The sequence below is a fragment of the Bacillus sp. SRB_8 genome (genome assembly GCF_003264205.1).
Taxonomy (GTDB): Bacteria; Bacillota; Bacilli; order Bacillales; family Bacillaceae_G; genus Bacillus_A; species Bacillus_A mycoides.
In genome coordinates this window covers 63611-79330 of the sequence record NZ_NADT01000025.1, presented here as the reverse complement: position 1 = coordinate 79330, position 15720 = coordinate 63611, and the positions used below count along the sequence as shown (strand labels likewise).

Genomic DNA, 15720 nt, shown 5'->3' with positions numbered 1-15720 from the left:
GGAGGGCGAAGAGTGTGTTCTATAATTAGTCCTAAGTTAGAGGAACTTAATAATCAATTAAAAAACGGAAACGAGAAAGCAATTTATACTTTTTTGCATGAAATAAAGTCAAATAATACGCCACTAATAGAACAATGTCCTGTAGAAAATCAGTATAAGCTTATAACGTATATATGGTTAGGGGATCAAAAAACTGAAAACGTTTATGTATTCGGTAGTTTTCCTGGTTGGGATCTGTCTGTAAATCAACTACAACGGTTGTTACAGACAGATATTTGGTATGTAACGTTTAGGACGGATGAGAGTTTTATTTCAACGTACTATTTTTCAGTAAACGATTTTTTCGAAAATGATTGGATAAAGCGCAGTGAAAAGTACCAACTAGATCGATTTAATAAAAATACATTTGGAGAAGATGCCAATAAAGCGTCTGTGTTAAACATAGGAATGGAAGTACAGTATAGCAGTCGTTTTCCTTCAGATCATTATCCATCTGGAAAAATTGAAACATATTCTTTTCATAGTACGATTTTAAATGACACACGTAAAATTTATATTTATACGCCTCATGACTATTCTCACACTTCACATCTTCAAGAACTTCTCATTGTGTTTGATGGGAATTCATTCATTAATAACCTTTCAATCGCAAGAACACTCAATTATTTAATATACGAAAAAGAAATCCCATCTTGTATTGCTGTTGCAATAGAACCCGTTGATCGACTAGAAGAGCTAACTTATAACGATAAAATGAATACATTTTTAACGGAGGAACTACTTCCATGGATTCAAGCTAGGTATCACGTATATCAAGAAAAGAATCATACAACAATTGCTGGTTTCAGTCTTGGTGGCTTAGCAGCTTTTTATGCAGCGCTTCAAAATCCACATGTTTTCGGAAACGTGTTGTCAATGTCTGGATCCGTGCATTGGAAAAAGGATGGTTATGAAAATCAAATTCCTTGGATTGAAAATCAAATTTCATCTATAGATTCTAATACGAGTCAACCTCATTTTTACATAGCAGCAGGAGAACTTGAAAACAAACCTCTTTTAACGGCTAATAGACGCCTGTATAAAGCTTTAAAAGAAAAAGGATACCAAATTACTTATGAAGAGTTTCAAGGCGGTCATGACGGTGTTTGGTGGCGAGAAAAGTTATTTGATGGGTTGAAAGCATTAAAACATACAAAAACCACACTATAAAATAAAAAGGAGAGAGAATCTATGAATCAAGATGAGCTAGATAAAAAACTTAAAAAACAAGAAATTTTAGTTAAAGATGAAAAAGTTTGGTCGTTCACGTATGAGGATCATATTAGCTCTATCGTTAAAGAAGCAGAAAAGAAAGGGTCTTTTGATAATTTGCCAGGTAAAGGGAAACCTCTAAATCTAGATAAAGATCTTTCGTATAATCCTGAAAAACAACTGTATAGAACTTTAAAAAATAATCATGTTTTACCTAGGTGGATTGAGCTTTCAAAGGAAATTGATGATTTAAAAGAAAGGCTAAAAGAAACTACAAATACTGCAGAAGCAGCGGATTTAATTCGAACTATTAATAAAAAGGTTTTAGAACATAATTTACTTTGTCCACCAAGTGCGCAAAAAACGAGGGTGAAAACGGATATTTAACGATTTTCAATGAAGTTATCTTTTGCTATATAATTAAGTAAGGCATTTTCAATTCATTATTAAGGGGAGGCAAATGTAATGAAGAATACATATCAACTTCAAATTCCGAAAGAACTAGAGCAGTATCGTAGTATTTTAGAAGAAAGTGTGAAACCTTATATTAAAGCGTCTGGAACATTAGCAGAGACAACGCTTTTTGAGAGTAAATTTGGTGGTTATCCGTATTTACCTATAGATCAAGAGCATCCTAAAGATTCAAATGGACAACCTATGATGTTACTTGCGCAGCTAAACTTTGAAGAAATGCCGCATGTTGAATATATGCCTCAAAAGGGTATGCTACAGTTTTTCGTAAGTGCTGAAGATGAGCTTTACGGAGCAGATTTTGATCATCCAACAATCCAAAAAGACTTTCGAATTATTTATCATTCTACAATTATAGAAGATTTAAATAAGGTTATTACTGATTTTAGTTATTTAAACACTTCAGAATTAGAGGACTTTATCATACCTGAAGCAGCGAAATTAAAGTTTGAATTGGGTTATCAACCCGTAACATCAAGGGATTATCGATTTGAAAAGATGTTTAGTGAGGAAATTGATTGGGAAGAAATTGTTGATGAAGAAAATAATACAGAATTAGGCGAACTGTATGATGATTTATGTAAAGATCAAGGGCATAAAATTGGTGGTTATCCATTTTTCACACAGACAGATCCAAGGGAATGGGAAGAAAAATACCAGCAACATGATATGTTATTGCTGCAAATCGATACAGATGATTCATTAAATATTATGTGGGGAGATTCTGGTGTTGCTAATTTCTTTATAAAGAAAGACGATTTATTAAATCAAGATTTTTCCAATGTTATTTACAATTGGGATTGTTACTAAAAATAGATAAATGGATTACTAGCTAGCAAAAGAAATCTTCCTGAAGGTGAGGAGGATTTCTTTACGTTAAAAATAAACGTTATGTTAACTAGAATGAAGAATACAATGAAAGTCAAGCGTAAATAAAAGAAATAACAACAAAAATATAAAATAATAAAACATATGTAATTAGCAATAAATCTATAAAGCAAAACATAAAATGAAATTTATCATTTGTATAGAAAAATTTATTTCGCATAAAAAAAATTCCGTGCTAACCAAAATTATTTTTGACTCGTTAAACGATAATTAATCGATTAAGATTTGCTGTGATTAATTTATAGCAAAATAAGCGATAAAAACTGTAGAAATTCATTTAGATAAGATTTTATGTGAATCTCATTAAAAATACCCGTTCCGTCTCATTAAGTATAGTTTACTTGGTTTTTGATACAGATAAACACTTACTCTATACAACTTCGTATAATATATATTATGTTAACTAGTAAAAAGTAATAAACTTATTATATGTTAGTTGCGGTTGTTAGTCTCCCCTTTTTAATTGGGTTCATAATGTGTTGTAGATTGTGTGGTTATTTGTTTTTTAAAGTTATTTATGTTGTGTTATTGATAAGAATGTTTCCGTGTATAATTTATATTTTAGTTAATAAAAAACGCAATTCATTTAAAGTGAACGAATTACGTTGATATGATTAAGAATAAGTTTTTAAAATTAGTTTGCTACAGCAATTGCTTCGATTTCGATTAATAATTTATTGTTAATCAATTTGTTAACTTCTACAGCTGAACTTGCTGGTGGATTGTTTGTGTTGATGTATTGATCTCGAATATCTCTAACAATGGCCATTTGAGAAATGTCCGTCAAGAAAAATGTTAATTTTACTACATCATTAAAATTTAAGTCTGAAGTTTTTAATGCGATTTTAATATTTTCAAATACTTGTCGTGTTTGTGTAGCTAAATCATCAATTCCAACTATTTGACCGTCAGTATTAATTGCTACTTGTCCTGATATGTAAATGGTTCGTTTAGCATTACTAACTTCGACTACATGTGAGTATCCAAAAGTTTCTGGCATTGTTTCTGGATTGATAAATTTCTTTTGCATGCCTCTTCTCTCCTTTTAATATCTTATTTTCTTTATATTAGGTTTTGATTTCGGATTATCCTCTATTTACTAATTATTGTCTATACATCATTCAGCTGCTACATATGCAAAAGTATATTAGTCACTTTAATTTAAAGTTTTTAATAGATTATGTACGTTTGATTTTTTTGAGCGCTTGTTATAATTACACCTTTTTGTATTAATTCTTCAGTTACTTTTGTATAGAAAAAGTGATACCACCAAATAAAAAATTCTTCGTAAGTTATTTCTTTTGAGTATCTGCTGCTTGCAAAGTATTCTTTTAAAGGCTTCTCATTTTCTTTACATAATAAAATCAAATCTTCACTGATCGTGTTCGCGATTTCGTTAAGTATAGATAAATCTACGGCTGTAAACACTGGGATAACAGGTTGTGAATTTTTATATAAGCCTAATTTTTCGTATAATACATTTGAATTTAAGTCTACTTGTCTATCTACTGCTACAAAATTTTTAACTAATTGTTTTTTGTATAATTAATATCAGTAATAGCATCGTGAAAATATGCTTCAAACGTTTCTTTATTCGCAGTTATTAAATTTAAAGTTGTATATCGAGTGTTTCCATAAAGACCAATTTGATATTCCCCTAAATCCAAATACGTATTACCATACATTCCAAAGGACTCTTTGTCTGTTTGTTCTTGTTCTAGAATCGCATAATAATATATTTTATTGTTTCTCAAAGGCCGTTCTGTTTCTAAATAGTTTTCTTCAATGTTAATTATTTGTCCAAAATCTAATAACACACCACTATATAGTAAAAGACTATACGATTCTTTAGATAAATGATTAAATGTCTCGATTCTTTTAGACATAGCATCAATTTGATTAGAATACTTTTCAATTATGTTAAGTGTAGGTTTAATTAGAGGCTCACATAGGTTATACAGCTTTTCTCCTTCATGAGCTGTTATAACCATACATGTTGGATAGTAACTCCCTTCTGTCTTATTCAATAAACCTTCTAGTTCTAATGCGTGCATTTGTTTTTCGAATTCCTCGTTAGTCCAATTTAGCTTCGTTTTTATAGCATTTGATTCTATGCCCAGATGGAGCATTACAAGTAAATATTGAAGGTTTGTTCCGCTTATTTTTAGAGTTGGATAATTGTCACCTGATGAAATCATTTTTGTCTCATAAGTTGTTTTAAGTATTTTCTCCGGAGAATAATTAGCAAGCATTTTAAAATCCCTTCTTTTTTAGTAATTTAATTGTAAAATCTATGTATTTACTATGTTCTATAAATAAAAATAAGTATCCTTTAATGATTTCAAATAAAAAACCTTAGTATAGCTATGTTAATACCTATACTAAGGTTATCTAGAATTCTACATTTAGTTATTGCTATTTGATAGTTTACATTTTGACTTCTTTTTTCTCTCTTCCAGCATTTATAGACTCTCCTTCCTGTGGATAATTAGTTACCTATCTGCTTCTATAACATATAAAGAAACATACGGTCTTTGTTGTTTATAAGAAAGAATGTACTTAAACAAAACAATTCACAAATACATAATATTAGTTTTAGCTGCTGCTAAATGAATTCAATTTTATATATATAAATAATAAATTTGAAGAATTTATGAAATGTACTGCATTAAAGATGAAAGGTAAAACGATATAGTTTACACTAATAACAGCTAGAATAACAACATACGTATATTGTTAAACGTAAAAAGGAGAACTAATGAAAAAGAAATATATAAATCAAATTCATACTGATGTAAGTTTTAAACCAAAAGATATTATCGGTTTAATGACTGATTACTTTAAAATGAAAACAAAGCTGCGTCCTATAAAGAATTTACCTATTGCTTTATCGAATAAAGATAATGAGTCTTTAGATAGTGTTACATGGTTTGGACATTCTGCTGCTCTTTTAAAAATAGAAGGTAAAAAGCTGTTATTAGATCCTATGTTTGGCGATGCCTCTTCCCCATTTCCTGTGTTTAATAGTAAGCGGTATAGTGGTGCTTTTTCTTTAGAACATGATGAATTTCAAGAAATTGATGCGATTATCATTTCGCATAATCACTATGACCATTTAAATTACAAAAGTATTATGCAGTTAAAAGATCGTGCAAAGCACTTTTATGTTCCGACTGGAGTTGCGCGTTATCTTATTAAATGGGGTGTTTCACCTAGTAAAATTAGTGAGCATAATTGGTGGGATGAAATTACGTTTGATAATATTAAATTAGTTTGTACACCTGCAAGGCATTTTTCTGGACGAAGTATGACAGATAGAGATAGTTCGTTATGGTGTTCATGGGTTATCCTTGGTCAAGAAACGAAAGTCTTCTTTAGTGGTGATAGTGGATATGCTCCGCACTTTAAGGAAATTGGTAATAAATACGGTCCATTTGATCTTACTTTAATGGAATGCGGGCAATACGATACGAGATGGTCTGCAATTCATATGTTGCCAGAAGAAACAGTACAAGCTCATATTGACGTTAAAGGAGAATTGCTTGTTCCTATTCATTGGGGTGCTTTTACATTATCATTACATGAATGGAGTGATCCAATTGAGCGAGTTACGAAAGAAGCAAATCGTTTAGGGGTTAATATTGCAACGCCACAAATCGGTGAAGCTATTCCGTTAAAATCTAGAGAATATCCTACGTCAGCTTGGTGGCGAGAAGTATAATTATAATAAAAAGCGAACCAATTTAATATTGATGGTTCGCTTTTTATTCATTTATGACTCATCTATTAATATTCTTTGTTTTATCTATTGGAATTGCATTTGCATTTTTTCTTTTTTCATGAGCCCCTCCTTCTATTAAATATTAATCGCCCCTAATTACTACTTTACTATATTTGCTTTCCCGCTATCTAAAACTCTACTTGTCGGCACGGAGGTAATATCAATGACTGTATTCATGCTCTTATCAGTTAGTTCAATGAGTTCGTTTTCGTGATTAATTTTATTTAAATCCCACACCATTGCATTGAACTCGTTATGCTGTCCACTCACCCTTAAAATATTTTTTGTTTTACTTGAAGGTTGTATTTGTAGATTTGTAAATTGATTCCCGCTAATCTCATTTGGCGTAGTTAAATTACTATCCATATAAATCATATTTACACAATCCTCTAGAGAGAAGTTCATAAAACGGTTGGCATTTATCCAGGAATGTCCAGCTTTCGTTTTTTTCGCTACTAATTTTAGCCCTGTTTCCATTCCTGCTACTTTAATGTTTTCGAAGTTAACAAACGAAATCTCATTTTCTTTGCCACCGGAGTATAAAGAAATCCCTGTACCTTTGTTCGTTTCCGTCCAATTGATAATGTTAATATCTTTTACTTGTGTTTTGTTCCAAGTGTTATAGTACTTATTTTTGCCGTCTAAATATATAACTTCAGAATTAAATTTAGGATCGTCAATAGCTATATAAGCTCCTTCAATAGAAGCATTTTTTTCTAGTTCCAGAACCCTAAAGTTTCCCTCTACAACAAATTGTGTTCCATAACCGAATAATAGTTTTACACCTTGTTTAACGATAATTGGTGAAGTGATTTTATACTTTTTATCATCGAGCAAAACCGTTTTAATTTTACTTGATTCTGCTTTATTAATAGCTGCTTGAATTTTATTTGAATCATTTTTACCTTTAAAGTCTTCAACAAACAGTTTATCATTTTGAACTAAACTTTCTTTATTGTAATGAAAAAAAGCAAAAGTAATTAGAACAATACCTAAGAGTAAAGCGATTATTTTCTTCATAATACTCACCCTCACGTTAAAATTTATCTTTAGTTACATTTCGATTACACTAACTATTTTCTGTTCATGCTTGCACTAATTTATGTATTGAATCTATTGGGCTGGTTTGCTTAGCTAATTCTTTATTCTCATAATCTACTAATTTATGATTTGATAAAATGCAAGAGTGCTCTAATATTAATTCATTATAAAGTACTTCAGTTAAAAATTTAGGTATCATCTCTCCTACGCCGTAATTATAGTCACTTAGAATCCAAGATACCTCTTTCCAATCTAGAATTCCTTCTGAGACTTTTTTTGGAGTGTGATATGTAAATTCATTAAGTAGCTTTACTAAATAGACATACATGCCACCAGAATATGAGGAATCCTCCCATTTAATAATGCCTTTAAATTGAATTTGATTTTGTTCAACATCTATATTTGTTTCTTCTTTTATTTCACGAATTGCATTTTCTAACGGTGTTTCTCCTTTTTCTATCTTCCCTCCTACACCATTCCATAATCCTTTTACAGGATCATATTCTCTATTTAACATAAGTATTTCTTCATCTCTTTTTATAAAACATAAAGTGTGCTTGTACATAATTTAATTCCTTCCTTTGTTCTCAATAAGTTCTAACAGGTGATATTAAATATACTGCTGCAGATTGTTCACCTGCTTCAATTAATATTGGTCTCATGGAACCACCAAAACTTAAAGTAACTCTATCTTCTTTTATTGCTTTTAAAGTATCGACCATATATCGTCCGTCGAAAGATATATTTAATTGCTTTTCACCGTGAATCGCATCTATTTGTTGTGTCTCGGATATTTTACCAATCTGAGAAGCATTAGAAGAGATTTGTATTGTGCATTCGTCGATGATTTCTAAGTTAACGTTGTTGTTTGCCCATTCACTAGCCAATAAACTTGACCGATCTACACCTTGTAAAATCTTTTTTCTATCTATATTAATAATCGTTTGGGATTCATTTGGAATTAGGCCGGATATATTAGGATATTTCCCTTCAATTAGCCTTGAATACAACGTAATTGTACCGAATTTAAAAATAATGTGACTCTCTGAAAGATCTATGTATACTAAATTTGAATTATTGTTCATTAATTTTAGTAGTTCACTAATAGTGGAACTTGGTACAATGCAATTTGCTTTCGCATGAGATGAAATTAATATTTCACGTAAAGCCAGTCTATGTGAATCAGTCGCAGCGCAAATTAATTTATTATGCTCAAAAACGATATGTACGCCAGTAAGAACTGGTCTAGATTCATTTTTAGCAGCTGCAAAGACAGTTTGTTTGAATACTTCAATCAACTGTTCCGTGTCTACTTGTATTTCTGCATGTTCGTCTATAAATGGTACATTTGGAAAGTCGTTCGCCGAGAATCCATTTAAGTTTAAAGTAATTTCATCAGATTGAATTGTAATCAACTGCTCATTCATGCTTTTTATTAAAATATCACTTGGCATTTTCTTAATAATTTCAATGAAATACTTTGCTGGTACAACAATACTTCCTGCTTTTAAAATAGTTGTAATTTGTACACCTTCAATTGAAATAGGTATAAATTTTTCAATGAAAATATTCGAATTACTTGCGATTAAAGTAATTCCAGATTGATCTGCTGTTATTTTTATTCCGGATAATATAGGAATTAAAGTTTTTGTTGAGATAGCTTTACTTACTTCTGAAAGAGCTTGTGTAAATTGTTTGTGTTTAACGATAAACTCCATTTTTCCCCCGCCTTAAATGAAATACTATCTTTATGAAGATTGATGAATAATAGTTCCATTAAAAATATAAGGAACTGTTTCTTTCTTTTGTAAAAGGCTTTTTAAGTGTTCTGGTATACGTAAATAAGGTTCTGCTGAATCTAATTCCATCCAGGTAATCTCCTCAATCTCTTTTGGCCGTGATATACAGATTTCCCCTCCGATTATTTCTCCTAAAAAATTAAAGAAGATTGCATGATGGCCTCTCTCCTCAAAAAAGGCTTCACTAATGGAACAAACCCCTTTTACGGATATGTCTAGCCCTGTTTCTTCTTTCACTTCACGAATTGCTGCCTCTTCTAACGTTTCCCCGAATTTAACTGCTCCACCTGGTAAAGTGTAATAAGAACCATTTTCCCCTTTGTTTTTAACCATTAATAGCTTTTCATGAGTTTCATCATATAGAAGTGCGTATGTAACATTTACTTTTTTCATATGTAACCCCCTTGAATGGTGAAAATTTTCTGTCTTTATTTTATTCTATCATTAAATTGTTTTGATTCATAAAAAGTAATTTGAGTAAATAACTAATACGAAACGATATCGTGTTCATAGACACACAAAAGAAAAGAGCATATTTTGAAAAAGATTAATCATAATACACTCTTTAATGATTCATTTATAACCTTTTTTCTAAATAGTAATGATTATGCCCTTTAGGATAATCTTCACTTACCCCTATCACTTTATATCCATGCTTCTTATAAAAATTAGGGGCTTGGAAACTAAAAGTATCTAATTTGATTAGCCTACATTCTTTTTTTATTGCAAATTCTTCAATAAGATTCATTAAATTGCTTCCATAACCTTCATGCCTGTATTCTTCAGAAACCCATAGGAAGTCAACATATACATGGTGCCAAAATGTGATTGCCGTTATCCCTCCTACTATTTCTTCTTTTTCATTCTTCACTATAAAACTAATCTTTTCTGAAAGTGTTTTTTCTTCATTTGAAAGTTGTTTTTGGTTATATTCAATTACTTTTTCTCTTATGTAATCACTATCTTCTTGTACCCATTGCTTTACTATTTGCATTTTAACTATCACGCCCCTTTACATTATTTATTCAATTTAATAATCGGAATTTCCTATCTTTTTTAATGTTAGTTATGTAGTAAGTACAGGGACAAAATTAGATTTTTTGAATGGCATCCATTGTTTATACATTATGCTGTAATGAAAAAGAGCCCTAGCATAAGGGCTCTTTCTTAGCATTAAGCTATTTTTCGATTTAACTGTTTTATTTCCTTCTTCTTTTCTGCATTTGGAGGGCGGATTACTATAGAGATAACGAAAGATATAACACATAGAACACCGATTGTAATGAAGGTTGGTTGAAATCCGCCAAGTAGTGCTCCAATGAATGATCCTGCAAGTGCACCAAATCCGAAACCTTGGTAAACAATCCCGTAGTTTGTACTATGGTTTTTTAATCCGAAGAAGTCTCCCACAATGGCTGGGAATATGGTGATATTACCACCAAAGCAAAAGGCGACACTTGCTACACAAGCAAAATAAATCCCGTAATTTAGTGGAATAAAACTTAAAGTGAAGACGGATAATCCAATAATAATAAATGTAGCCGAGACGATTTTTAATCGACCTATTTTATCTGATAACGTTCCAAGAATAATTCTACCTATTGTATTAAAGATTGCGATCATTGCGACGGCATTTGCGGCAGTCGCTGCACTAAGACCAACGAGCTGCACCCCGATGTCTTTTACCATACCGATTAAATACAGTCCGCCCATACATGATGTGAATAACATGAAAAATAAGAGATATACTTGTTTCGTTTTCATCATTTCACGCGGCGTATAATCATTGTGTAATGTTTCAGTTGCAGTGTTACTTACAATTGCTTCACGTAAGAAGAATGATCCTATCAACACTAATAGTAAGACGATAATACCCCAATATAAAAATGCTTGTGATACTCCAAGACTGTTGATAAGATTTCCGTTTATATATCTAAAGATTAAGCTTCCCATTCCATATGCCGAAACAGATATACCAGAAATAAGTCCTTTACGGTTTGGAAACCATTTAATTAAATTAGATAGTGATGTAATATATGCTGTTCCATCAGCGTATCCAACGACAACACCGGCTAATAAATAAAGTAATGGTAATGAGGAAACTTGTGAACTAAGTATTAAACCGAGTCCTAAAACAATTCCTGCAGTAGCGATAAGTTTACGAAGTCCAAATTTTTGTTGTAGCTTTCCTGCAAATAGAGTTGAGAATGATAAAGAAAAACTCGTAATTGAGAACGTGATCGCGACTGAATTGAGGTTCCATCCAAACTTACTTACAAGGGGTTGATTAAATAAACTCCATGTGTAAATTGTTCCTAGGCCAATTTGAACAATGATTGTACCTAGAACAATTAGCAATGGATTTATAGATGTTTGTTTCATGCTAACTGTCCCCTTCTTTTATCATGACATGAATTTTCACAGTTAGTATATCCATGATAAATTGCAAGATACTGTACGGAAAATGGAAATTGAGTTAGCTTACACAAAAAGACACTTCATCACGAAGTGCCTTTTTGTAGGTTATATACAGCATTTAAAGAAAGCTTTGTTAAGATAAGACATTTTCGAATGCTTATGTATATATGTTATCAAATAATTCGCTGAAAGTGATGAGACTTAAGACGTATTTTTCTTTCATAAATAAGTCGGAGAGAAAATTAATATTCAATTTCCTCAAAGTCTTTCGGCTGCGGTACAGTTTGCATATTAGCTGCATCTTTCGGATCGCTATAAATCGCGTTTTGTTCTGTGTTTACATCCTTTATATTTTGCTTTTTATTTTTATTCACTTCATTTTTCATTAAAGTTCACTCCTTTTTATTATAGGAGTAGTTATACCCTAACCATAGTATTTTTACTGCTACTAAATGTATCAGCGACTAAATTGCTAAATTCACGTAAATAATATAAATAATTATCCCCACCATAGTTGTATCTTTTATTGTACATTCTAGCAACGACGACATTATATTCTGGAATGACTAATATCGTTGGTCCTGTAATTCCTAATATTTGATAGGAACCTTTAGGAACTCGCTCACCAAGTTCGCTAAATAAAGCAGGTTCATTTTGAACGAACCAAAACAACCCGTTTTGAGGTAGTTCTTTATTTGTATACTCAGGACTTTGTAAGCTCGTAGCAAGTGCTATAACTTCTTTTGGCACAATTTGTTTACCATTTAAAAACCCTTTATTTAAATGAAGGTTACCCCAAAATGCAAATTCTCTCGCAGAGACAAAAAGATTTTTCTCGGAGCCGTCATCTACTGCACCAACACTATTTATTGCATCTTCATCTGGGTTTACAACAACCTTAACTAAATTATCATCTTGTTTTATTCTCCATCCAGTTTCATTGAAGTTGGCAGGTAGGAATACACGCTCCTTTAGTAATTCAGGAAAACTCTTATTATACAGCTGATAAATAAGCTGCGTCACCATTCTTACATTAATATCTCTGTACGCCCAAGCTTGTCCCGGCTCAAACTCACGAAAAACTGTCCCATTATCTGTTTCATTTAAACCGTGTGAATGAGTTACTAAATGTCTAATCGTTGTCTTCCCGAGTAATGAAGGATCATGTTTTTTAAAATAATTTACTACCTCGTCATCAAGAGATTTTATTTTCCCCTCATAAACAGCATAAGCTACCATTAATCCTAAATAGCTTTTTCTTGCGGAAGCGACATTGAACTGTGAAGATATGGTTACTTTTTTACTAGTAGGAGTATTTGAATGCGTTCCACTATAATGCTCTAGTACAATCTTATTATCTTTAATAATACAAAGTGCTGCTGTAGAACTTTGATTTGTCTCTTTAATGTTTTCTACCCATGAAATTAATTTTTCATATTTGTACAAATAAATATCCCCCTAAAACATATAAAAATAACAGCATGAAAGAAAAGTTTCAATACATTATAACTTTGCATCTGCACTTTTCTTTCATGTGAAATATTATAGATCTATAATACTTAAATAATCCACCAGTTCCAGCAATTAGAACAGCTGAAACAACCAACACAGCCTACACAACCTACGCAACCGCCGCAACGTCCGCCGCCACAACCACCACAGCGACCACCACAACCGCCGCAACGTCCGCCGCCACCGCATCCACCACAACGACGTGCATCGTCTTGAATGTAGTAATATGGATATTGATTTTGTTGCTGATCCCAATACACAACATTACCAGGTTGATAAGCATTAAGGTTTAACGCTTGTAGTTCTTGTTGAAACTCATTCATTATGAAACCCTCCATTTACAAATGTAAATTCCGTCCAAATTTCCGAGTTTATTTACTTTTAAAAATAAAGTAGAAATAAGGCTATAGACTAAATGCGTACATCAACAAAATATGACTTTACACTAGGTGATGTACCTTGTTTATGAGCCTATTTTCTTTATATTCTTTTAGTGGACGGAATTAATATAAATAGAGACAATTAAAAGTTGCTAATCCAGCAAGTTAATAGTTCATCACTTAATTTTCTTTCTAGTAATTCTTTTACTGAAGGTGTCGGCATTATTGTATAGGAATTTATATTTTCTTTATTAAAATCAATCCAGTGAAATGCTAAATGGGACTCTTTAGATATTGGAGTGAAATCGGATTTTAACTCATTTGAATCTATTTCAAAAATGTGGTTAATTTCATGGTGGAGGGTTTCTTTGGCTTGCCATTGATTTTCTATGACGCCTAAAAATTGTTTTATACTGCAAGTTACTCCAAGTTCTTCTCGTAACTCTCTTATTAGTGCATTCTCTGCTGATTCCCCAATTTCAACATGGCCACCGGGTAAAAAATAGTGATGTCCTATGTATTCAGCAACTAGTAATTTTTCATCTTTTATCATGATAGCTCGTACAATATGATGGAATTTACTTTTCATTTTGTATTCCTCCTAATCATTCACTTTATACTTGCTCAAAAATTTTCATTTAAAAGTGGGATAATATAAATCATAGGTGTTTCATATGAGTGAATTTCATTAATAATTGCAAGAGTACCTTTTACAAGTTCTCGTTTATACGTTAATTAAAACTAATAATTTTGATAAATAATTCTAAAAAAGAGTATGTTTATGAAGAAAATTATCAAAACATACTCTTAATATTTTTAGTTGATTCATTCTTTTACAATAAGGTTTGATTAGCCCTATTCTTTGCGGCCTCAAAATCGAAGCCGTAGCTAAAGTATGCAATCACTACTATTCCCTAAGCAAATCTATTCTCTACTTCAAATTTACCTGCCTGTACAAATTTTAGACTCTTAACGAACCACGAAAACCTCTTGCGGCATAGTAGGATTCTGCTCCATTGTGATACACAAAGACATGTCCAAAGCGATAATCGCAAAAAAGGGCACCGCCAAGTTCTCTAATATCAGAAGGTGTTTGCACCCAACTCGACGTCTTCATATCGAAATTTTCAAGATTATGTAATGTACGATATTCTTCTTCCGTTAATAGTTCAATACCCATGGCAGTTGCCATATCAATAGCGTTATTTTCTGGTTTATGTTTCTTTCTTGATTCTAGCGCTTCAAGATCGTAACAAACACTTCTACGACCTTTAGGACTTTCTGCTGAACAATCATAAAAAATATATTCGCCTTTTTCTTTACCAAAATCAACAACATCAGGTTCGCCACCAGTTCGTTCCATTTCGTTGAGCGACCACAACTTTTCAGTATTAGCATCCAGCCTTTCTTGAACATTAGCCCATTCTAAACCTTTATGACGGTTCATATTATTCTCAAAACGATCTTTCAATGTTTGTAGTAATTCTTCACGTTGCTCTAGTGACAACTCTTTTTTATTGCTTTCTTTCATATTAGTTCCTCCATTGATGTTTTTATTAATGATAGTTTAAGTATATATAAATACTGTTTTATAATAAAATGTTTAAATAATTGCGTGAATTGAGTTTGCGATAATTTATATGAATTAGTACAACCAATTCTCCGCAATATGACCCTTTAACGGAACAACTTATTGTTTCAAAACAGTACATCTTTATTTCAACAACAATAAGCGATATACTTCCTCACCGTCATATACATTTCCTAATGGTTTAAAATCATAACATTCATATAGTTTCTTTGCAGAAATATTATCTTTATGGACAGTTAATCTAATTTCCTCACACTCTTTAAAGTTATTTTTTATTAAGTTAATGATTTCCTGTAATGCTGCTTTTCCATATCCTTTTCCTTGCTCTTTTTCATCAATGATAAATCCGTTAATCCAATACATATCTGTTGACTCTCGTACAAAAGCATGCATAATAAAACCAACTATAAGGTCACCATCATATATAGCGAATGGAATATATTCGACATTTTCACCATCTGGTTTTATGTATACTTTAGCAAGTGATACTGCCACTGCGGGAACAAGATGGATTTGATTTTCTTTAACTCGTAACTTTAATGCGTCTTCCCAATTTTCTCTCGTAACAATTTTTAATTGAACGTTCAC

Annotated in this window: 17 protein-coding genes and 2 pseudogenes; 4 read left to right on the top strand and 15 right to left on the bottom strand. The window is 31.7% G+C overall.

All coding sequences use genetic code 11. From position 1 onward, the window contains the following. Positions 1-12: 12 nt before the first annotated feature. The 3 genes from B5P40_RS21520 (at position 13) to B5P40_RS21510 (ending at position 2532) form a co-directional block, all read left to right on the top strand. Positions 13-1209, top strand: coding sequence for an alpha/beta hydrolase-fold protein (locus B5P40_RS21520; protein WP_113709834.1), 1197 nt, complete (start codon positions 13-15; stop codon positions 1207-1209). A 21-nt stretch (positions 1210-1230) separates the two neighbouring features. Further along, the gene (locus B5P40_RS21515; protein WP_002032371.1) at positions 1231-1638 is read left to right on the top strand and encodes a DnaJ family domain-containing protein; all 408 of its coding nucleotides are present in this window, start codon (positions 1231-1233) and stop codon (positions 1636-1638) included. 78 nt (positions 1639-1716) lie between these two features. Then, positions 1717-2532 carry a YwqG family protein gene (locus tag B5P40_RS21510; RefSeq protein ID WP_113709833.1) on the top strand — a complete coding sequence of 272 codons (816 nt, stop codon included), beginning with the start codon at positions 1717-1719 and terminating at the stop codon, positions 2530-2532. 712 nt (positions 2533-3244) lie between these two features. Here the strand turns inward: B5P40_RS21510 and B5P40_RS21505 are convergent. Further along, entirely contained in the window at positions 3245-3640 is a 396-nt protein-coding gene (locus B5P40_RS21505) for a RidA family protein (protein ID WP_113709832.1), read from the bottom strand. 140 nt (positions 3641-3780) lie between these two features. Beyond that, positions 3781-4862 (bottom strand): annotated as a pseudogene (locus tag B5P40_RS21500) (hypothetical protein). Positions 4863-5368: 506 nt separating this feature from the next. On the opposite strand from B5P40_RS21500, the gene B5P40_RS21495 reads away from it, so the two are divergent. Next, positions 5369-6331 (top strand): MBL fold metallo-hydrolase, encoded by a 963-nt coding sequence (locus B5P40_RS21495; protein ID WP_113709831.1) that lies wholly within the window; start codon positions 5369-5371, stop codon positions 6329-6331. Between the two features lie 159 nt (positions 6332-6490). On the opposite strand, the gene B5P40_RS21490 is transcribed toward B5P40_RS21495, so the two are convergent. From B5P40_RS21490 to B5P40_RS21435, 13 genes and pseudogenes are all read right to left on the bottom strand, one after another. Further along, entirely contained in the window at positions 6491-7411 is a 921-nt protein-coding gene (locus tag B5P40_RS21490; RefSeq protein WP_113709830.1) for a hypothetical protein, read from the bottom strand. 64 nt (positions 7412-7475) lie between these two features. Continuing rightward, positions 7476-7997, bottom strand: a complete 522-nt coding sequence (locus tag B5P40_RS21485; protein ID WP_078176600.1) for an NUDIX hydrolase — start codon at positions 7995-7997, stop codon at positions 7476-7478. Between the two features lie 22 nt (positions 7998-8019). Beyond that, positions 8020-9150, bottom strand: coding sequence for a DNA polymerase III subunit beta (gene dnaN, locus B5P40_RS21480; protein ID WP_113709829.1), 1131 nt, complete (start codon positions 9148-9150; stop codon positions 8020-8022). A 30-nt stretch (positions 9151-9180) separates the two neighbouring features. Further along, complete coding sequence (locus B5P40_RS21475) at positions 9181-9624, bottom strand: NUDIX hydrolase (RefSeq protein WP_016101906.1); 444 nt, start codon at positions 9622-9624, stop codon at positions 9181-9183. A gap of 184 nt (positions 9625-9808) precedes the next feature. Next, the gene (locus tag B5P40_RS21470; protein WP_113709828.1) at positions 9809-10225 is read right to left on the bottom strand and encodes a GNAT family N-acetyltransferase; all 417 of its coding nucleotides are present in this window, start codon (positions 10223-10225) and stop codon (positions 9809-9811) included. A gap of 179 nt (positions 10226-10404) precedes the next feature. Then, positions 10405-11613 (bottom strand): L-lactate MFS transporter, encoded by a 1209-nt coding sequence (locus tag B5P40_RS21465; protein WP_002013226.1) that lies wholly within the window; start codon positions 11611-11613, stop codon positions 10405-10407. A 278-nt stretch (positions 11614-11891) separates the two neighbouring features. Beyond that, positions 11892-12035: a hypothetical protein gene (locus B5P40_RS32910; RefSeq protein ID WP_002013225.1), complete on the bottom strand. Its 144-nt coding sequence runs from the start codon at positions 12033-12035 to the stop codon at positions 11892-11894. Between the two features lie 31 nt (positions 12036-12066). Further along, complete coding sequence (locus B5P40_RS21460) at positions 12067-13095, bottom strand: serine hydrolase domain-containing protein (RefSeq protein ID WP_113709827.1); 1029 nt, start codon at positions 13093-13095, stop codon at positions 12067-12069. A gap of 113 nt (positions 13096-13208) precedes the next feature. Beyond that, entirely contained in the window at positions 13209-13484 is a 276-nt protein-coding gene (locus tag B5P40_RS21455) for a heterocycloanthracin/sonorensin family bacteriocin (RefSeq protein ID WP_002032388.1), read from the bottom strand. 199 nt (positions 13485-13683) lie between these two features. Next, positions 13684-14130: an NUDIX domain-containing protein gene (locus tag B5P40_RS21450; RefSeq protein ID WP_002032390.1), complete on the bottom strand. Its 447-nt coding sequence runs from the start codon at positions 14128-14130 to the stop codon at positions 13684-13686. A gap of 35 nt (positions 14131-14165) precedes the next feature. Further along, a pseudogene (locus B5P40_RS21445) lies at positions 14166-14267 on the bottom strand (cytochrome C biogenesis protein); the annotation flags it as partial. Between the two features lie 235 nt (positions 14268-14502). Further along, the gene (locus B5P40_RS21440) at positions 14503-15072 is read right to left on the bottom strand and encodes a DUF4256 domain-containing protein (protein ID WP_000665071.1); all 570 of its coding nucleotides are present in this window, start codon (positions 15070-15072) and stop codon (positions 14503-14505) included. 183 nt (positions 15073-15255) lie between these two features. Continuing rightward, positions 15256-15720: a GNAT family N-acetyltransferase gene (locus tag B5P40_RS21435; protein WP_002168287.1), complete on the bottom strand. Its 465-nt coding sequence runs from the start codon at positions 15718-15720 to the stop codon at positions 15256-15258.